Raw genomic sequence first — 17,458 nt, forward strand, 5'->3', positions numbered from 1 at the left:
GTGGCTGCGTCGACTATCCTTGTCAGGCGGTAGACGCTGAATGACCCGTTTCGGGTCATATTTTTTCATAGAATGCTTCGCGGGTGTTTTTTGCCATGGTAATCGATGCACTGTTAAACATGCTCGCCAGTCGCAATGGCTCCGATCTCTACCTGTCCACGGGTGCAGCGCCCAGCGCACGGTTTGACGGCGTGCTTGAAGCCCTGCAAGAGCAACCGTTCAAACCGGGTGAGGTCGCCGCCATCGCTGCCTCAATCATGGACGCCGAACAGCGACTGGAGTTCGATCGGGAGCTGGAGATGAACCTGGCCATATCATTGCCCGGCGTTGGACGCTTTCGGGTGAACATTTTCAAGCAACGCAACGATGTATCGATCGTGGCCCGCAACATAAAACTCGATATTCCGCGCTTCGAAGACCTGGGTTTACCCGACGTGCTGCTGGAAATGGTGATGCTCAAACAAGGCCTGATCCTGTTTGTCGGCGCCACCGATTCGGGTAAGTCCACGTCGCTGGCGGCGTTGATCGATTACCGCAACCGCCACAGCAGTGGTCATATCATCACCATTGAAGACCCGGTGGAGTATATCCATCGGCACAACCGGTCGATCATCAATCAGCGTGAAGTGGGCGTCGATACCCGCAGTTTTCATGCTGCCTTGAGGAACACCCTGCGTCAGGCTCCCGACGTGGTGCTGATCGGGGAAATACGCGACCGTGAAACCATGGAACATGCGTTAGCGTTTGCCGATACCGGTCATCTGGTCATTTCTACCCTGCATGCCCATAACGCCAATCAGGCGCTGGACCGCATCATCAATTTCTTCCCGCAGGAGCGTCGAACGCAACTGCTGAACGACCTCGCCAACAATTTAAAGGTGTGCGTTTCGCAGCGACTGGTGCGCAGCCGAGATGGCCAGCGACGGGCGGCAGTAGAAGTCATGCTGGGTACGCCGACGATCAGTGACCTGATCCGCAGCAACGCGCTAACCGAGCTTAAAGGCATCATGGAGAAGTCATCGACGCTGGAAATGCAGACGTTTGACAGCGCACTCTTCAATCTGGTGGTGGAGGGCGCGATCAGCGAAGAGGAAGCTCTGAAGCATGCCGATTCGCTGAACAATTTGCGCCTGCGGCTCAAACTGCACGCTGAAGCCGCGCCCGATCCACATGCCCCGCCGGGAGATTGGGGGCTGATGGATTAACGTCGTTCAACGGTAGGAGGCTGGCTTGCCGGTGATGGCGCCCGCGAGATCGTCATCACCGGCAAGCCGGTTTCCTACGCGTTATCCATAAGTTCGGGGCGGTCACGAAACTGCTGCAACGCCTCGGGATTGGCCAGTGCGTCGGTATTTTTCACCTGCTGGCCGTGCACCACGTTCCTCACTGCCAGCTCGACCACTTTGCCACTGATGGTGCGAGGGATATCCGTTACCGCCACAATTTTTGCCGGTACATGCCGTGGCGTGGTGTTGGTGCGGATCACCTGGCGAATCTGCTGTTCAAGCGTCGGGTTCAGCTCGACGCCTTCGCGCAAGCGCACAAACAACACCACCCGCACATCATTTTGCCACTGCTGGCCAATGGCGACGCTGTCGAGCACTTGGGTGATTTTTTCCACTTGGCGATAAATTTCCGCGGTGCCGATACGCACGCCCCCGGGGTTGAGCACGGCATCCGAGCGGCCGTGAATCAGCATCCCGCCCTCTGGGCTTTGCTCGGCGTAATCACCTTGTGCCCACACCCCCGCAAACTGGCTGAAATACGCGGCGCGCAGTTTTTCCTGCTGCGGGTCATTCCAGAAGCCGATGGGGATCGCCGGGAAGTGCCGGGTGCACACCAGTTCGCCTTTCTCGCCGATCACCGGCAGCCCGTCGTCGTTCCACACTTCAATCGCCATGCCGAGGCTCTTGCCTTGCATTTCGCCACGGCGCACCGGTTGCAGCGGGTTGCCATTCACAAAGCACGAAACGATATCGGTACCGCCCGACATTGACGCCAGGCACAGGTCGCTCTTGAGGTCGCGGTAGACATAATCGTAACTCTGCGGCGACAGCGCCGACCCGGTGCAGAGCAAGGTTCTCAGGCTGCCGAGGTCGTGGCTCTGGTTGGGTTTGAGGCCATTGCTTTCCAGGGTCGCGAGGTATTTGGGGCTGGTGCCAAAAACGTTGATGTGTTCGTCGTCGATCAAGTCGATCAGGCGCTCGGGGCCGGGATGGAACGGAGAGCCGTCATACAGCACCACGGCGCTGCCGACCGCCAGCGCCGAAACCAGCCAGTTCCACATCATCCAGCCGCACGTGGTGTAGTAAAACAGCCGATCACCGGGCCCCAGATCGGCGTGCAGACCATGTTCCTTGACGTGTTGCAGCAACACCCCACCAGCGCTGTGGACGATGCATTTGGGGACGCCGGTAGTGCCGCTGGAATAGAGGATATACAGCGGATGGGCGAAGGGCACCGGGACGAATTCCGGTGAGCCACCGACGTCGTAAAAATCTTCCCAAAGCGTCACGTTCGCCTCGGTGCGAAAATCATCGACGCGTACCTGCGGCCGGGTGTACGGCACGACGATCAACTGTTGCAGCGACGGCAGGCGCGCGAGGATTTCATTGAGCTTGGCAGTCTGGTCGATCTCTTTGCCGGCATAGCGGTAACCGGCGCAGGTGATCAGCACTTTCGGTTCAATCTGGCCGAAGCGATCAATCACGCCTTGCGTACCGAAATCGGGCGATGAGCATGACCAGATGGCACCAAGGCTGGTGGTGCCGAGCATCGCCACCAGGGTCTGCCAGGTATTGGGCATGCATGCCGCCACACGGTCGCCGAGGCCGACACCGGCAGCTTTCAAGCTGTTCTGGAAACCGGCCACGTGCTGCGCCAGTTCGAGCCAGGTCAGTTGTTCGCGCTGACCGTTTTCACCGATGGCGACCACTGCCACCGCATCGTCACGACGGCGCAACAGGTGCTCGGCGAAATTCAGCGTGGCGCCGGGAAACCATTCGGCGCTGGGCATTTGCGCGCCTTCAACCAGCACGGCCTCTGGCTGTTGATGAAAGTGAATGTCGAAATAGTCGACGATGGCTTGCCAGAAGGATTCGCGCTGATCAATCGACCATTGATGCAGCGCCGGGTAGCCCTCAATCTGAAGGTTGTGCCGTTGATTGATGAAGCGCCGAAAGGCCTCCATGCGCGTCTTGCCAATGCGCTCGGCGCTGGGTTGCCAGAGGATATCGGACATGGCTTTGCCTCTTTTTTATGTGTACTCAGGCTTTTGCAAATAGCTTTTTGTGGCGAGGGAGCTTGCTCCCGCTCGGCTGCGCAGCAGTCGTCGATGACACACGTGGTGCGCTTCGCTACCCAGTGCGAGCGAGTTTCCTCGCCGCAATGGTCTGGCGCGGGGCTACTGTGCCAACCACCCGCCATCGATATTCCATGCCGCGCCACGCACCTGGCTGCCCGCTTCACTGCACAGAAACAGCACCAGTTCGCCCAGTTGTGGCGGCGTCACGAACTCCAGCGATGGCTGTTTTTCAGCGAGTAAGTCATGTTGTGCCTGCTGCGGGTCAATACCGGACGCGGCGCGGTCATCAATCTGCTTCTGTACCAGCGGCGTCAGCACCCAGCCCGGGCAAATCGCATTGCAGGTGACATGGGTGGTCGCGGTTTCCAGGCCGACCACTTTGGTCAAGCCAATCACGCCATGCTTGGCCGCGACATAGGCAGCCTTGCCCACGGAGCCGACCTGGCCGTGCACCGAGGCGATATTGATGATGCGGCCCCAGTTCTTGGCGCGCATGCGCGGCAGGCACAGGCGGGTGCTGTGGAACACCGAGGACAGGTTGATCGCGATGATCGAATCCCAACGCTCCACGGGAAAGTCCTCCACCGACGCCACGTGCTGGATCCCGGCGTTGTTGACCAGAATGTCGATGCCGCCGAATTCGCGCTCGGCGTAGGCGACCATCTCGGCAATCTGTGCCGGGTCACTGACGTCGGCCGGGTGATGACCGACCTTGCCACCGAACTGCTGGACCTCGGCGATGACTGTGGCGGCGTCACCGAAACCATTAAGGATCAAATTGGCGCCAGCCTTGGCCAGGCTGAGCGCAATGCCCAGACCGATGCCGCTGGTGGAACCGGTAACCAATGCGGTTTTGCCCGAAAGATTTGTCATTAATGCCTCACACAATGCCGGTGGCGTAGAAAGTGCCGATCACTACAAAGACCGCCAGGGTCTTGATGATCGTAATACAGAAAATGTCTTTATAGGCTTCACGGTGCGTCAGGCCCGTCACCGCCAGCAACGTGATGACCGCGCCGTTATGCGGCAGTGTGTCCATGCCGCCACTCGCCATCGCGGCCACCCGGTGCAGCACTTCCAACGGAATGTTGGCCGCATGCGCCGCGCTGATGAAGCTCTCGGACATCGCCGCCAGCGCAATGCTCATGCCGCCCGAGGCCGAGCCGGTGATACCGGCCAGCAACGTCACGGTGATAGCTTCATTGACCAGCGGATTGGGAATGCCCTTGAGCCAGTCGGCCAGCACCAGAAATCCTGGCAGGGAGGCGATTACCGCACCAAAACCGTATTCCGAAGCGGTGTTCATCGCTGCCAGCAGCGCGCCGCTGACCGCACTTTTGCTGCCTTCGGCCAGTTTGCTGCGAATCGCCTTGAAACCAAATGCCAGGACCATGAGGATGCCGATCAGCAGCGCGGCCTGAACCGCCCAGATGGCCGTGAGTTTGGCAATTTCAGTGGTGATCGGTGTGGCCATTCCCGGCAGCGCCAAAGTGTGAGTCTTGCCGTACCACAGCGGAATCCAGTGGGTGAACAGCAGGTTCATGACGCCGACCATCAGCAGCGGCGACAACGCGACCCACGGGTTGGGCAGCGTGATGTCTTCAGCCGTTTCCGGCTCGTTGCGCAACTCGGTGCCATACCCTTCGCCGGCCCGTTGCGCCTTGTTGCGTTGGCGCATGAGAAACAGCATGCCGGCGCAAAACACGAATACCGTGCCGATCAGGCCCAGCCAAGGCGCGGCCCAGGCCGTAGTGTTGAAAAACGTACTGGGAATGATGTTCTGGATTTGCGGGGTGCCGGGCAAGGCATCCATGGTGAACGAGAACGCGCCGAGGGCGATGGTCGCCGGGATCAGGCGTTTTGGAATATTGCTCTGGCGGAACATTTCTGCGGCAAACGGGTACACCGCAAACACCACCACAAACAGCGAAACGCCGCCGTAAGTCAGCAAGGCGCAGACCAGCACAATGACCAGCATCGCCTGGCGGGTGCCCAGCAACCGTATGGCAGCGGCAACGATCGATCGCGAAAATCCGGACAATTCAATCAGCTTGCCGAACACCGCACCGAGCAGGAACACCGGGAAATACAGCTTGATGAAACCGACCATTTTCTCCATGAACACGCCGGTGAACACGGGCGCAACGGCAGAAGGGTCGGTGAGCAGGACAGCGCCAAGGGCGGCAATCGGGGCGAAAAGGATAACGCTGTAGCCACGGTAAGCAGCCAGCATCAGCAGCGCGAGGGCTGCCAAGGCAATGATCACACTCATGGTGTGTCTCCTGGATTGTTATTTTTTTGGGTAGTACGTGTGGGAGAGGGCGATAGCGAGATTCGTGCCAGGTGAATAAGTTGTTGAAATATATAGATATATTTTAAGGCTGGCCGTGAGTCTGAAGTGAATTGTCTCTTTATTGAGATATATTTCTGCATGAGACCTTATCGCGAGCAGGCTCGCTCCCACATTTGATTGGGATTCCCCTGTGGTAGAGAGTCTGCATCGCGATGCTTTTGTGCGTTCTCTGCATGGAGACTTTCGTCTCGTTATTGAGACTCGACAATCCCTAGTGCCACCATTTTTTTGTACAGCGTCGAACGACCAAGCCCCAACTGCGCTGCCGCTTCAATCACCTTGCCCCCGCATTGCGCCAGGGTGGTTTCGATCAACTGGCGATCAAATTGTGCCCGTGCTTCGCTGAAAGTCTGCTGCGTCGCAGATTCGATGAGTCGCGGAGCAGGGCGCTCCACCGGCATCAACGTGCCAATCGCCGCGCGTATGTCCACTGCGTTCAACAGCACGTCATCGCTGAGCAGCGCCGCGCGCTCCAGCACGTTGCGCAGTTCGCGGATGTTGCCCGGCCAGGCGTGTTGGCCGAGCAGTTCCAGCGCCTCCTGATTCAATTCATGCCGGCTGCGCAATTCCTCAAGAATCCCCTCGCTGAGGGCCGGCAAATCGTCGAGGCGGTCACGCAATGGCGGCACTTGAATCGGCAGGACGTTGAGTCGGTAGTACAAATCGGCGCGAAACTCGCCGCGTTTGATCGCCGCTTCAAGGTCGGTGGAAGTCGCTGCGATCACGCGCACGTCGCTCTGGATCACTTCGTTGGAGCCGACGGGTTCGAATTCCTTTTCCTGCAGCACCCGCAACAGTTTGCTTTGCAGTGGCAGCGGCATGTCACCAATTTCATCGAGAAACAACGTGCCGCCCTGGGCGATGTGTAGTTTACCGGCCCGCCCTTTGCGGTCGGCGCCGGTGAACGCGCCGGGCGCGGTGCCGAAAAACTCCGCTTCCAGCAACGACTCGGGGATCGCCGCGCTGTTGATGCTGACGAAGGCTTTGTGGGCACGCGGCGAGGCGTTGTGGATGGCTTGCGCCAGCAACTCTTTGCCGGTGCCGGTTTCGCCCAGCAGCAACACCGGTGATTCAGCGCTGGCGCTGCGCCGGGCACGGCGCTTGACCTCAAGGCTGGCGGCGCTGGTGCCGATAAAATGCGCGAAGTTGTATTTGGTCTGCCGTGCTCGCAGCAGTGAGCGCGTGGACGCCAATTCTTCCTGCATGCTCATGTAGCGCTTGAGCATCGGCGACAAGCTGCGTAATTCGTCGAACAGTGCAAAACCAATCGCGCCGATCACCACGCCGGCATCGTCATGAATCGGCAGGCGCATGACCACCAGCGGCTCTTTGGGCGTGTCTTGCATGTCCAGCAGAATCGGGCGCCCGGTGCGCACCACTTCACGCAGCAAACTGCCGGGGATGACGCTTTCGCAGGCCTTGCCGATGGCGACTTCAGCAGACTCCAGGCCAAAGCGCCGGGCGTAACGCTCGTTCATCCAGACAATGTTGGCATCGCGATCGACAATCACCGTGCCTTCACTCGACTGTTCAATGATCTCGAACAACGAACGGATCGCCAGCAGTCGAACGCGCTGGTAGTCCTTGAGGCTTTCGGTGGTGTTCATAACGGAATCCTGAATGTTTATGGCGGGTACTGGCCGTGTCGCGAGCAAGTTCGTGCTCACAATTGATCTATGCCGCACACAAATCCCTGTGGGAGAGAGCCTGCTCGCGATGGGGGCGACCTGGTCTTTCGGTCGCTAGCGCGGATGCGCTGCTGCCAACAGTTCCTTGGTGTACGGATGGCTGGGCGCATCGAACACGTCATGGCTGGCACCGCTTTCCACAACCCTGCCGTCCTTGATCACGATCATGTCGTGGGCCAGGGCGCGCACCACCGCCAGGTCGTGACTGATGAACAGATACGTCAGGCCATGTTTCTCCTGCAGCTGTCGGAGCAGGGCGACCACTTGTTTCTGTACGGTGCGGTCCAGCGCCGAGGTCGGTTCGTCGAGCAAAATCAGCGCCGGTTTCAGCACCAGCGCTCGCGCAATGGCGATGCGTTGCCGTTGGCCACCGGAGAATTCATGCGGGTAACGATGACGGCTTTGCGGGTCGAGGCCAACCTCTTGCAATGCCCGAATCACTTCGGCGTTGCATTCCTCAGCCGTTAACTGACTGTGTACTTCCAGGCCTTCACTGATGATTTGCGCCACCGACATTCGTGGGCTGAGGCTACCAAACGGATCCTGGAACACCACCTGCATTTTCTTGCGCCATGGCCGCAGTTGCTTCTGCGTCAGGCCATCCAGTGCTTCACCCTGAAAGCGAATACTGCCGTCGGAGTCGAGCAGGCGCAGGATGGCTTGGCCCAGCGTCGATTTGCCGGAGCCGGATTCGCCGACGATGCCCAGCGTTTTACCGCGCTGTACGGTCAGGCTGATGCCGTCCACCGCGCGCAGGTAGGTTTTACGCTGGAACAGGCCGCCGGTGAGCGGGAACTGCACACTCAAATCGACGACTTCCAACACGTTCTCACGTTCATCCCGGGGCAACGCTTCGCCTTCCGGCTCGGCGTTCAGCAGCTCGCAGCTGTAAGGGTGTTTGGGCTCGGTGAACAGCGTTTCACACGGCGCCTGCTCGACGATTTCGCCGGCCTTCATCACGCAGACGCGCTGGGCGATACTGCGCACCAGATTAAGGTCGTGACTGATCAACAGCAGCGACATGCCGAGACGCTGTTGCAGTGACTTGAGCAGCAACAGAATCTTGCGCTGCACCGTCACGTCCAGTGCGGTGGTTGGTTCGTCGGCGATCAGCAATTCCGGCTCGCAGGCCAGGGCCATGGCGATCATTACGCGCTGGCGTTGACCGCCAGACAGTTGATGCGGATAGGCCTTGAGGCGCTCTTTGGGTTTTTGAATGCCCACCAGATGCAGCAACTCAAGAATGCGTTCCCGTGCGACTTTGCCGGTCAGGCCTTTGTGCAGCAGCAGGGTTTCGCCGATCTGTTTTTCGAGGGTGTGCAGCGGATTAAGGGAGGTCATCGGCTCCTGGAAAATCATCGCTATACGGTTGCCGCGCAGCTCGCGCAGAACCCTGCTGGAGGCGCCGAGCAACTCTTTGTCGCGATAACGAATGCTGCCGGTCGACCGCGTGCCGGTCTCTGGCAGCAATTGCAGGATCGAATGCGCGGTGACCGATTTACCAGAACCCGATTCGCCCACCAGCGCCAGGCATTCCCCGGGCCGAATGTCCAGGCACAGGTTGTGCACCACGGTCTGGCCATTGAAAGCGACGCACAGGTCACGGATTTCGATCAGGTTGTGGCTCATGGGAACACTCCGGTTACTGATCTGAGATCAAGACCTGGGATCAAACGCATCACGTAATGCCTCCCCGATGAACACCAATAAAGAAAGGATCAGCGCCAAGGTAAAAAACGCCGTCAGCCCCAGCCAGGGTGCTTGCAGGTTTTGTTTGCCCTGGCCGATCAGTTCGCCGAGCGATGCGCTGCCGGCGGGCATGCCGAAACCCAGGAAATCCAGGGCCGTGAGCGTGGAAATCGCCCCGGTCAGAATGAACGGCAGGTAGCTCAGTGTTGCGTTCATCGCGTTGGGCAGGATGTGCCGCACGATCACTTTGCGGTCGGTGAGGCCCAGTGCACGGGCAGCCTTGACGTATTCCAGGTTGCGCCCGCGCAAGAACTCGGCGCGCACCACGTCCACCAGTGCCAGCCACGAAAACAAGGCCATGATGCCCAGCAACCACCAGAAATTAGGCTCGACGAACCCCGACAGGATAATCAGCAGGTAAAGCACCGGCAGTCCCGACCAGACTTCCAGCAAGCGCTGGCCAATCAAATCGACCCAACCCCCGTAATAGCCTTGCAGGGCGCCTGCGGCGATGCCGATCAGGGCGCTGACAAACGTCAGCATCAGCGCAAACAGAATGGACACCCGAGCACCAAAAATAACCCGCGCCAAGACGTCTCGTGCCTGGTCATCGGTGCCCAGCCAATTGACCTTCGAGGGCGGGCTCGGTGCCGGTTGATTGAGGTCATAGTTCGGTGTGTCGTCGCTGAATGGAATGGGCGGGAAGAGCATCCAGCCGCCGTCTTTCTGAATCAGCTTTTGCACGTAATCGCTGCGGTAATCGGCCTGGAAGGGCAGTTGGCCGCCGAACGCCTGTTCGGTGTAGCGCTTGAACGCCGGGAAGTACAGCGAGCCGTTGTAGCTGAGCACCAATGGCTTGTCATTGGCAATCAGTTCGCCGCCCAGGGTCAGCAAAAACAGGCCGATGAATAACCACAGCGACCACCAGCCACGGCGGTTTTTCTTGAACCGGTCAAAACGGCGGCGTGCCAACGGCGAAAGCTTGAACATCAGGCATTCCTCGCGGCGAAGTCGATGCGTGGGTCAACGAGGGTGTAGCACAGGTCACCGACGAGTTTTATCAAGAGGCCAAACAGGGTGAAGATAAACAGCGAACCAAACACCACCGGGTAATCCCTTGATACCGCCGCCTCATAGCTCATGCGCCCGAGGCCATCGAGGGAGAAGATCACCTCGATCAGCAGCGAACCGGCAAAAAACACGCTGATGAACGCTTGGGGGATCCCCGACACCACCAGCAGCATGGCGTTACGAAACACGTGGCCATACAGCACCCGGCGTTCGCTCATGCCTTTGGCGCGGGCAGTAACCACGTACTGGCGGGTGATTTCGTTGAGAAAAGAGTTTTTGGTGAGGATGGTCAATGTCGCGAAACCACCAATCACCAGCGACGTTACCGGCAGCACCAGGTGCCAGAAGTAGTCGGCAATTTTGCCGACGGTCGACAGCGATTCGAAGTTGTCGGAAACCAGCCCGCGAACGGGGAGCCAGTTCAGCGAAGTGCCGCCGGCGAACACCACAATCAAGAACATCGCAAACAGGAACGCGGGCATCGCGTAGCCGATGATAATCGCGGTGCTGCTCCAGATATCGAAATGACTGCCGTGGTGCACCGCTTTGCGGATACCCAGCGGGATCGACACCAGATAGGTAATCAGCGTCGCCCAAAGCCCCAGGGAAATGGTGACCGGCATTTTTTCCAGGATCAGGTCGGTGACGGTGGCGCCCCGGAAAAAGCTTTTGCCGAAGTCCAGCCGTGCATAGCTCTTGAGCATCAGCCACAAGCGCTCTGGCGCGGGTTTATCAAAGCCATACTGTTTTTCGATTTCTTTGATCAGTTGCGGGTCCAGGCCGCGACTGGCCCGTGAACTGCCGCTGATGACCTCGCCCGAGCCGCCGCCGACACTGGCGCCGCCGATGCCTTGCAGGTGTGCAATCGCCTGTTCCACCGGGCCACCGGGTGCCGCCTGGACGATCACAAAATTGACCAGCAAGATGATCACCAGCGTCGGAATGATCAGCAGCAAACGCCGCAGTATGTAAGCCCACATCAGTGCGGCCCTCCGGGTCTGCCGCGTTTGATCAATTCGGCAGTCATCTGTTGATTGGTCAGTGGCGTGGGGCTCACTTCCCACCAGCTCTCGATGGCTTCGTCATTGGCCGCTTGCACGCTGGGAATGCCGAAACGGTTCCACCACACGGTTGAACTGCCCGGCGGGTAATAGTTGGGGATCCAGTAGTAATTCCATTGCAGCACCCGGTCCAGGGCATGCGCGTAGTGCAACATGTCAGCTTGAGTCGTGGCGCGTACCAAACCGTGTACCAGTGCGTCGACCGCCGGATTTTTCAACACCATGTAGTTGTTCGAGCCGGGATCGTTGGCGGCTGCCGAGCCGAAGTAGTTGTAAAGTTCGTTGCCTGGCGATGTGCTCACCGGGTAACCGGTGATGATCATGTCGTAGTCGCGGCTCATCAGGCGGTTGACGTATTGCGAGGAGTCGATGCGGCGAATATTCAGGTCGATGCCGATCTGTTTCAGCGTGCGCTTGTACGGCAGCAGCAAGCGATCCAGTCCGTTTTGAGTGACGAGGAAGGTGAAACTCAGTGGGTCGCCTTCGGCATTCACCAATGTGTCGCCTTCAGGTTTCCATCCAGCCTGCTCGAGCAACTGCAAGGCTTGCAGCTGTTTATCGCGGATCACGCCACTGCCATCGGTTTTGGGCGCTTCAAAGACTTTGGTAAAGACTTCGTCCGGGACCTGGCCGCGCAACGGTTCAAGGATTACCAGCTCCGCAGCATCCGGCAGGTTGCGGGCGGCGAGGTCGGTATTGGAAAAAAAGCTCTGCTGGCGGATATACAGGTTGCGCATCATCTGCCGGTTGCTCCATTCAAAGTCCCACAGCATTGCCAACGCCTGGCGTACGCGCCGGTCCTGGAACAATGGATTCTGCAAATTGAACACAAAACCTTGAGCCGCTTGTGGTGCTTCTCGGGCCAGATGAGCCTTTTGCAGGCGACCGTCGCTTAGCGCAGGGCTTTCATAGCCAATGGAGTAGCCCGTGGCAGAAAATTCCCGGTTGTAGTCATAAGCACCGCCGCGCAGCACTTGTCGCGCCACATCGGTATCGCCGAAATATTCGATGCTGAAGTGGTCAAAATTGTAGAGCCCGCGACTGACCGGCAGGTCTTTGCCCCACCAATCCGGGTTGCGCTCGAACGTGATGCTGCGTCCGGAGTCGACTTTGCTCACGCTATACGGGCCGCTACCCAGCGGCGCCTCGTAACCGCCACCTCCGGCGAAATCCCGGGTTTTCCACCAATGTTCCGGAAACACCGGCAATGTGGCGATGTCCAGCGGCAAGGCGCGATTCTCGTTGCTTTTGAAGTCGAATCGAACCGTAAGCGGTGATTCCACCACCACGCCTTTAACGTCGGCGAATTGGGTGCGATAGCGCAGGCTGCCTTGAGTCATCAGCAAATCGAAGGTGTAGCGCACATCGTCGGCGGTGATCGGTTTGCCATCGGCAAAACGTGCTTTGGGGTTCAGATAAAAGCGCAACGACAGGCCGTCCTCGGAGCGCTCCATTGTCTGAGCTACCAGCCCGTATACCGTGTAGGGCTCATCCTGTGAGCGCTGAGCCAACGGCGAATAGATCAAACCGTCGACCTGCGACACGCCGATGCCTTTGTCGATGTAGGGGAGGACGTGGTCGAAGTGGCCGATTTCAATCGCCGAACGGCGCATCGTGCCGCCCTTGGGCGCTTGCGGGTTGGTGTAGGCGAAGTGACTGAAGCCGGCAGGATATTTCGCCGGTTCGCCGTACACGGTCAACGCATGTTGCGGTTCAGCGTTCACACCAGCGGCGCTCAACAGCAGAGCCACGGCAGTGAACAATAAAGAAGGGAAAGCCAGTCGCATTGTCAGCCTTAGAGCCGGGTGATCGATATCCGCAATTTGTACTCTACCGGCGCGTCCCTCGCCAGCCGTATCACATCCCCAAAACACAACGGCCCACCTATAGGCGGGCCGTTATGCTTGAAACTCAGGTGCTGATCAGTCCTGGCGGCTGGTCACTTCCAGCAGGTGATAACCGAACTGGGTCTTGACCGGGCCTTGCACCACGTTGATCGGTGCGCTGAAGACGACGGTGTCGAATTCCTTGACCATCTGGCCTGGGCCGAAGGAACCCAGGTCGCCGCCCTGACGGCTGGAAGGGCAAGTGGAGTTGGCTTTGGCAACTTCGGCGAAATCAGCGCCGCCCTCGATTTGGGTCTTCAGTTCGTTGCACTTGTCTTCGGACGCAACAAGGATGTGACGGGCAGTGGCTTTAGCCATGGTGAAAATCTCCAATCAATGTTCAGTAAAGTGCGAAGCCTACCGGATTCAGTAGCCTATTTCTTCCCAAAGTTCCGCCGCATTACAGGCCTGCATTTCTCAAGCGCTGCGCATGCTGTACATAAAGGTCGATGGGGGCGATGCCTTTGCGCACGCAACCAGTGGTCTGAATGAGGGTTTGCAGATGATCCAGCGGATAATCGGAGCGAATCACCTTGCCGAGGTGTGAGCTGAATCGGCCGACCATGCCGTCGTTCTGATCAGACTCGATGGAGAAGTACTGTGAGAAGGCCCGAGAGAAAGCCTGTAGCGGGTCCAGCCCTTCCTCAAGCACGTTTCCCAGGATGCCGCTCCAGGAGTAGTAGCGCACACCGTTGACCAAGTCGGGTCCTTTGCCGCCCCAGGTTTTGGGCAATCCTTGCGGGTATTTGTTGTTGAAGGCGCCGACGCCTTCGGTGGTGAGGGCGTTTAATGCAGCCACGGCGTTTTGCGGCAGGCTACGGTGACCGCTGAGCAACGACAGGAATTCGGCGAACGAAGTCGCGACCGCTTCTGCGACTTTCTCCGGCAAACGTCCAGGCGTCAGCGCCTTGCGCAGAAAGTCGGCCAGCTCCGAACCGTGGTTGGGACCGCTGACAGAGGTCACGGAAGCAATCAGTTGCGGCGCGATGGCCGCAGCATACCGAGCTGCCAGTGCGCCCTGGCTGTGTCCGATCACATTCACTTTGCCTGCGCCGGTGCCGTCCAGCACGCGCTCGACCTGTGCCAGAAGCTGTTCGCCGCGAGCTTCATTGCTGTGAGTGGCGGAAAGGTGCGGGATGAATACCCTCGCACCGGCAATTCTCAGGGCATGTTTAACGTCATGAAAGAGCTCGATCTTGCCGATTCGGTCAAAGCCGAAGAGCCCATGGACCAGCAGGATCGGATACTCAGTGGTTGCATTCCGTTGCATGTTCATACCTTCTGCGCGTGGTTTCAGGAGTGTGTTTGTTCCTCACTCTAAAACACTCTGATGTTTGCCAGATGTATGAAAAAGCCGCTGTAACATGATGAAAACGGAATAGAAAAGGTACGACGAATCGTTAGGCGATACGCTCAGTAAATTTAGTACGTCGACGTCTTTCGGAGGTGGCACCTGGCAAAGCAGAGCGCTACCTCCGACGCCGCGTCAGTGCTTAGTGCTGTTGCGCGCAAAGTCGGTCTGCCGCCTGGCGCAGCAAGTGCTCAGTGGCGGACCAGCCGAGGCAGCCGTCAGTAATCGACACCCCGTATTGCAGTGCCGGGCTCAATGCCTGGCAACCTTCGACCAGGTGGCTTTCGATCATCATCCCGATCAGCGATCGATCACCTTGCAGCCGTTGCTCAAGCACATCGTCAAACACGGCAGGTTGGCGCAAGGGATCTTTGCCGCTGTTGGCGTGGCTGCAGTCGACCATGATCCTTGTCGGGATGTTCAGTTTGGTCAGGTCTGCATTGACCTGAGCGACACTGGCCCGGTCGAAGTTCGGTCCGCGATGGCCTCCGCGCAACACGACGTGTGTATCCGGGTTGCCCGAGGTCTGAATGATTGCCGGATGCCCCAGGCTATCGACGCCAAAGTGGCGGTGAGGGTGAGCCGCTGAGCGCATCGCATCGCTGGCGACACCCATCCCGCCATCGGTGCCGTTCTTGAAGCCGACCGGTATGCCGAGGCCGCTGGCCATTTCCCGGTGGATCTGCGATTCAGTGGTGCGCGCGCCAATGGCCACCCAACTGAGCAGGTCGTCGAAGTAACCGGCGGCGATTGGCTGCAGCAGTTCTGTGGCGATCGGTAAACCAAGGCTGAGCATTTCACGCATCAGCTCGCGGGACAGGGTCAGGCCCGCCGCCATGTCATCGCTGCCATCCAGGTGCGGATCGTAGGCCAGGCCTTTCCAGCCGACGGTTGTGCGCGGCTTTTCTACGTAGGCCCGCATCACCAACAGCATTTCATCGCTCACGTCGGCGGCGAGTCGGGCGAGATGGGCGGCGTATTCGAGTGCGGATTTTGGGTCGTGAATCGAGCAAGGGCCGACGATGACCAGCAAACGGGAGTCTTCACCGTTGAGGATCGCCCGCACTGCATCACGATGGGCGGCGACTTGCCGGGTTAGGGCGTTGCTGAGAGGGAGTTGCTGTTTGAGTTGCAATGAGCTGGGCAGGCGCAAGGTCAGCGCTTCATTGGCAGGACTCAGGGTGGACAGTGGCAAAGCGGTGGCGGAGGCGTTCATATTCAGGTTTCCTGGGCTGGCGGCGGGTATGTTCCCGCGCGCTCGGCCCTACTGGGGTGTTCGACAATTGGCCGGGTTGGCTACGTGTGTGTGCTTGCAACCTGTGGGTGACCGATCGGAGGCGGCAGGCTGTCCCGAGCGGGGGCTGGTAAATCGCCAGGCGGTAAAACTGTCGTAACGGTAATAAGTGGCGTAGTTCATGTGATAAATCCTCAAAGTGTCTGATGTTGCAAAAAATGTAGGGGCCCGAAAAAAACAAAACCCCCGGTCGGGAGGCCGACCGGGGGTTGAGAATTCTCTGGTGGCGACCCGTTTAAAGTGGGCGCCGTGTGGGTATCAGGCGCGCCAGTGGCTAAACCAATACCCAAAATAAAAGCTGACCGGCGCACAAACATCATTCACCCGGGCAGCTGCAACCGAGCGCATTGCGCTAGCGGTATCAAGCTGAGGACGGGTGTTGAGCATGGTGTGTCTCCGATGGATGCGCCGAGCTTACTAGAGGGCGGTAGGCGGTTTCAATCAGAAAATACTATCGGGCATCAGCGCGGTTTCTATTGCTGGCCAGCGTGAATGGTTGTGACACACTTTGCAGTTGCAAACGGCTGCGTCGATAAGGAAGGGCCAGATGGTATTTGAAATGCGTCCCGCGACCTCCCGGGATCTGGTGTTCGCGCGGGAGCTGACGCGTCGCACGATGTTGCGTTATTACCTCCAGCACGACTTGTTATGGCAAGACGAGGCGTTTGATGTGGCCTGGAACGGGCGTGAAAGCTGGCTGATCGTCCGCGACCATAACGTGCTGGGGTATGTCAGCCTGAGTCGCGACGCCAAAGCGCTATACATTCGAGAATTGCACGTGGTTGAGGCGTTTCAGGGGCAGGGCGCGGGATCCTGGGCAATCGATCAGGTATTGGCCATGGCGCGCACGCAACGATGCCCCGCATTGCGCTTGACCGTTTTTGAAAATAACCCTGCGCAAGCGCTCTATAAGAGAAAAGGCCTCGCAGTGGTCGGGCAGGATCAGTGTTTCCTGAGAATGCAGCACGATATCGACCGCCGGCATCGCTGAAACACGCATAGGGCAAGCCTTTCAAGATGTATTGAAACTTTTTATATGACGCTTGCCGCTAGGTCTGCCAGTTGCTTTTTGCTAAGGTGTCCGGCAACCCATAAGACCATATCGCGAGGTGTCTGCTTGATTAGGGTGCTAGTAGTCGATGACCATGATCTCGTTCGTACAGGCATTACACGAATGCTGGCTGACATCGATGGCCTCCAAGTAGTTGGCCAGGCTGAGTCAGGGGAAGAATCCCTGCTCAAGGCGCGAGAGCTGAAACCTGATGTGGTCCTGATGGACGTCAAGATGCCCGGTATCGGCGGTCTTGAAGCCACGCGCAAACTGCTGCGCAGTCATCCGGATATCAAGGTTGTCGCGGTCACTGTGTGTGAGGACGACCCGTTTCCTACACGGTTGCTGCAAGCGGGTGCCGCCGGTTACCTGACCAAAGGTGCCGGGCTGCCCGAAATGGTCCAGGCCATTCGCCTGGTATTTGCAGGGCAGCGCTATATCAGCCCACAGATAGCTCAGCAATTGGCGATCAAATCATTTCAGCCGACCAACGATTCACCCTTCGACGCCTTGTCCGAGCGTGAAATCCAGATCGCACTGATGATTGTTGGCTGCCAAAAGGTCCAGATTATTTCCGACAAACTTTGCCTGTCGCCGAAAACCGTGAACACCTACCGTTATCGCATATTCGAGAAGCTCTCGATCAGCAGTGATGTCGAGTTGACGCTGTTGGCGGTTCGTCACGGCATGGTTGATGCCAGCCTCTGAAA

Annotated in this window: 14 protein-coding genes; 3 read left to right on the plus strand and 11 right to left on the minus strand. The window is 58.5% G+C overall.

Features of this window, described 5'->3' with window-relative positions; genetic code table 11:
* The first annotated feature begins 95 nt into the window (after nt 1–95).
* The gene (locus tag ACQR3R_RS05620) at nt 96–1,205 is read left to right on the plus strand and encodes a PilT/PilU family type 4a pilus ATPase (RefSeq protein WP_428271026.1); all 1,110 of its coding nucleotides are present in this window, start codon (nt 96–98) and stop codon (nt 1,203–1,205) included.
* A 74-nt stretch (nt 1,206–1,279) separates the two neighbouring features.
* On the opposite strand, the gene ACQR3R_RS05625 is transcribed toward ACQR3R_RS05620, so the two are convergent.
* The 11 genes from ACQR3R_RS05625 to ACQR3R_RS05675 form a co-directional block, all read right to left on the minus strand.
* A complete protein-coding gene (locus ACQR3R_RS05625) occupies nt 1,280–3,241 on the minus strand; it encodes an acetoacetate--CoA ligase (RefSeq protein WP_428271027.1) in 1,962 nt (653 codons plus the stop codon).
* A 162-nt stretch (nt 3,242–3,403) separates the two neighbouring features.
* Complete coding sequence (gene hbdH, locus ACQR3R_RS05630; RefSeq protein WP_428271028.1) at nt 3,404–4,177, minus strand: 3-hydroxybutyrate dehydrogenase; 774 nt, start codon at nt 4,175–4,177, stop codon at nt 3,404–3,406.
* Nucleotides 4,178–4,184: 7 nt separating this feature from the next.
* On the minus strand, nt 4,185–5,576 hold the full coding sequence (locus ACQR3R_RS05635) for a GntP family permease (RefSeq protein ID WP_428271029.1): 1,392 nt from the start codon (nt 5,574–5,576) through the stop codon (nt 4,185–4,187).
* Nucleotides 5,577–5,848: 272 nt separating this feature from the next.
* On the minus strand, nt 5,849–7,264 hold the full coding sequence (locus ACQR3R_RS05640) for a sigma 54-interacting transcriptional regulator (RefSeq protein WP_428271030.1): 1,416 nt from the start codon (nt 7,262–7,264) through the stop codon (nt 5,849–5,851).
* Between the two features lie 135 nt (nt 7,265–7,399).
* Nucleotides 7,400–8,974, minus strand: a complete 1,575-nt coding sequence (locus ACQR3R_RS05645; protein WP_428271031.1) for a dipeptide ABC transporter ATP-binding protein — start codon at nt 8,972–8,974, stop codon at nt 7,400–7,402.
* A gap of 27 nt (nt 8,975–9,001) precedes the next feature.
* Nucleotides 9,002–10,024 (minus strand): microcin C ABC transporter permease, encoded by a 1,023-nt coding sequence (locus tag ACQR3R_RS05650; protein ID WP_428271032.1) that lies wholly within the window; start codon nt 10,022–10,024, stop codon nt 9,002–9,004.
* Complete coding sequence (locus tag ACQR3R_RS05655) at nt 10,024–11,085, minus strand: microcin C ABC transporter permease YejB (protein WP_428271033.1); 1,062 nt, start codon at nt 11,083–11,085, stop codon at nt 10,024–10,026. The genes ACQR3R_RS05650 and ACQR3R_RS05655 overlap by 1 nt, the downstream gene beginning before the upstream one ends.
* Nucleotides 11,085–12,917 (minus strand): ABC transporter substrate-binding protein, encoded by a 1,833-nt coding sequence (locus tag ACQR3R_RS05660; protein WP_428271034.1) that lies wholly within the window; start codon nt 12,915–12,917, stop codon nt 11,085–11,087. The genes ACQR3R_RS05655 and ACQR3R_RS05660 overlap by 1 nt, the downstream gene beginning before the upstream one ends.
* Nucleotides 12,918–13,088: 171 nt before the next feature.
* Nucleotides 13,089–13,370, minus strand: a complete 282-nt coding sequence (locus tag ACQR3R_RS05665) for a peptidylprolyl isomerase (protein ID WP_028622714.1) — start codon at nt 13,368–13,370, stop codon at nt 13,089–13,091.
* Nucleotides 13,371–13,452: 82 nt separating this feature from the next.
* Nucleotides 13,453–14,322, minus strand: a complete 870-nt coding sequence (locus tag ACQR3R_RS05670) for an alpha/beta fold hydrolase (protein ID WP_428271035.1) — start codon at nt 14,320–14,322, stop codon at nt 13,453–13,455.
* A 223-nt stretch (nt 14,323–14,545) separates the two neighbouring features.
* Entirely contained in the window at nt 14,546–15,619 is a 1,074-nt protein-coding gene (locus ACQR3R_RS05675; RefSeq protein ID WP_428271036.1) for a 3-deoxy-7-phosphoheptulonate synthase, read from the minus strand.
* A gap of 637 nt (nt 15,620–16,256) precedes the next feature.
* Here ACQR3R_RS05675 and ACQR3R_RS05680 point away from each other — a divergent pair.
* Complete coding sequence (locus ACQR3R_RS05680; protein WP_428271037.1) at nt 16,257–16,688, plus strand: GNAT family N-acetyltransferase; 432 nt, start codon at nt 16,257–16,259, stop codon at nt 16,686–16,688.
* A 126-nt stretch (nt 16,689–16,814) separates the two neighbouring features.
* Nucleotides 16,815–17,456: a response regulator transcription factor GacA gene (gene gacA / locus ACQR3R_RS05685; RefSeq protein ID WP_047529704.1), complete on the plus strand. Its 642-nt coding sequence runs from the start codon at nt 16,815–16,817 to the stop codon at nt 17,454–17,456.
* Nucleotides 17,457–17,458 lie beyond the last annotated feature (2 nt).

Source organism: Gordonia sp. IEGM753 (genome assembly GCF_050321825.1).
Classification (GTDB): Bacteria; Pseudomonadota; Gammaproteobacteria; order Pseudomonadales; family Pseudomonadaceae; genus Aquipseudomonas.

Bases quoted from the DNA above. Each gene is read 5' to 3' on its own strand.
- ACQR3R_RS05665 (WP_028622714.1), bottom strand. From the start codon at position 13,370: ATGGCTAAAGCCACTGCCCGTCACATCCTTGTTGCGTCCGAAGACAAG.
- ACQR3R_RS05640 (WP_428271030.1), bottom strand. From the start codon at position 7,264: ATGAACACCACCGAAAGCCTCAAGGACTACCAGCGCGTTCGACTGCTG.
- hbdH (WP_428271028.1), bottom strand. From the start codon at position 4,177: ATGACAAATCTTTCGGGCAAAACCGCATTGGTTACCGGTTCCACCAGC.
- ACQR3R_RS05675 (WP_428271036.1), bottom strand. From the start codon at position 15,619: ATGAACGCCTCCGCCACCGCTTTGCCACTGTCCACCCTGAGTCCTGCC.
- ACQR3R_RS05650 (WP_428271032.1), bottom strand. From the start codon at position 10,024: ATGTTCAAGCTTTCGCCGTTGGCACGCCGCCGTTTTGACCGGTTCAAG.
- ACQR3R_RS05635 (WP_428271029.1), bottom strand. From the start codon at position 5,576: ATGAGTGTGATCATTGCCTTGGCAGCCCTCGCGCTGCTGATGCTGGCT.
- ACQR3R_RS05680 (WP_428271037.1), top strand. From the start codon at position 16,257: ATGCGTCCCGCGACCTCCCGGGATCTGGTGTTCGCGCGGGAGCTGACG.
- ACQR3R_RS05625 (WP_428271027.1), bottom strand. From the start codon at position 3,241: ATGTCCGATATCCTCTGGCAACCCAGCGCCGAGCGCATTGGCAAGACG.
- ACQR3R_RS05670 (WP_428271035.1), bottom strand. From the start codon at position 14,322: ATGCAACGGAATGCAACCACTGAGTATCCGATCCTGCTGGTCCATGGG.
- ACQR3R_RS05645 (WP_428271031.1), bottom strand. From the start codon at position 8,974: ATGAGCCACAACCTGATCGAAATCCGTGACCTGTGCGTCGCTTTCAAT.
- ACQR3R_RS05620 (WP_428271026.1), top strand. From the start codon at position 96: ATGGTAATCGATGCACTGTTAAACATGCTCGCCAGTCGCAATGGCTCC.
- ACQR3R_RS05655 (WP_428271033.1), bottom strand. From the start codon at position 11,085: ATGTGGGCTTACATACTGCGGCGTTTGCTGCTGATCATTCCGACGCTG.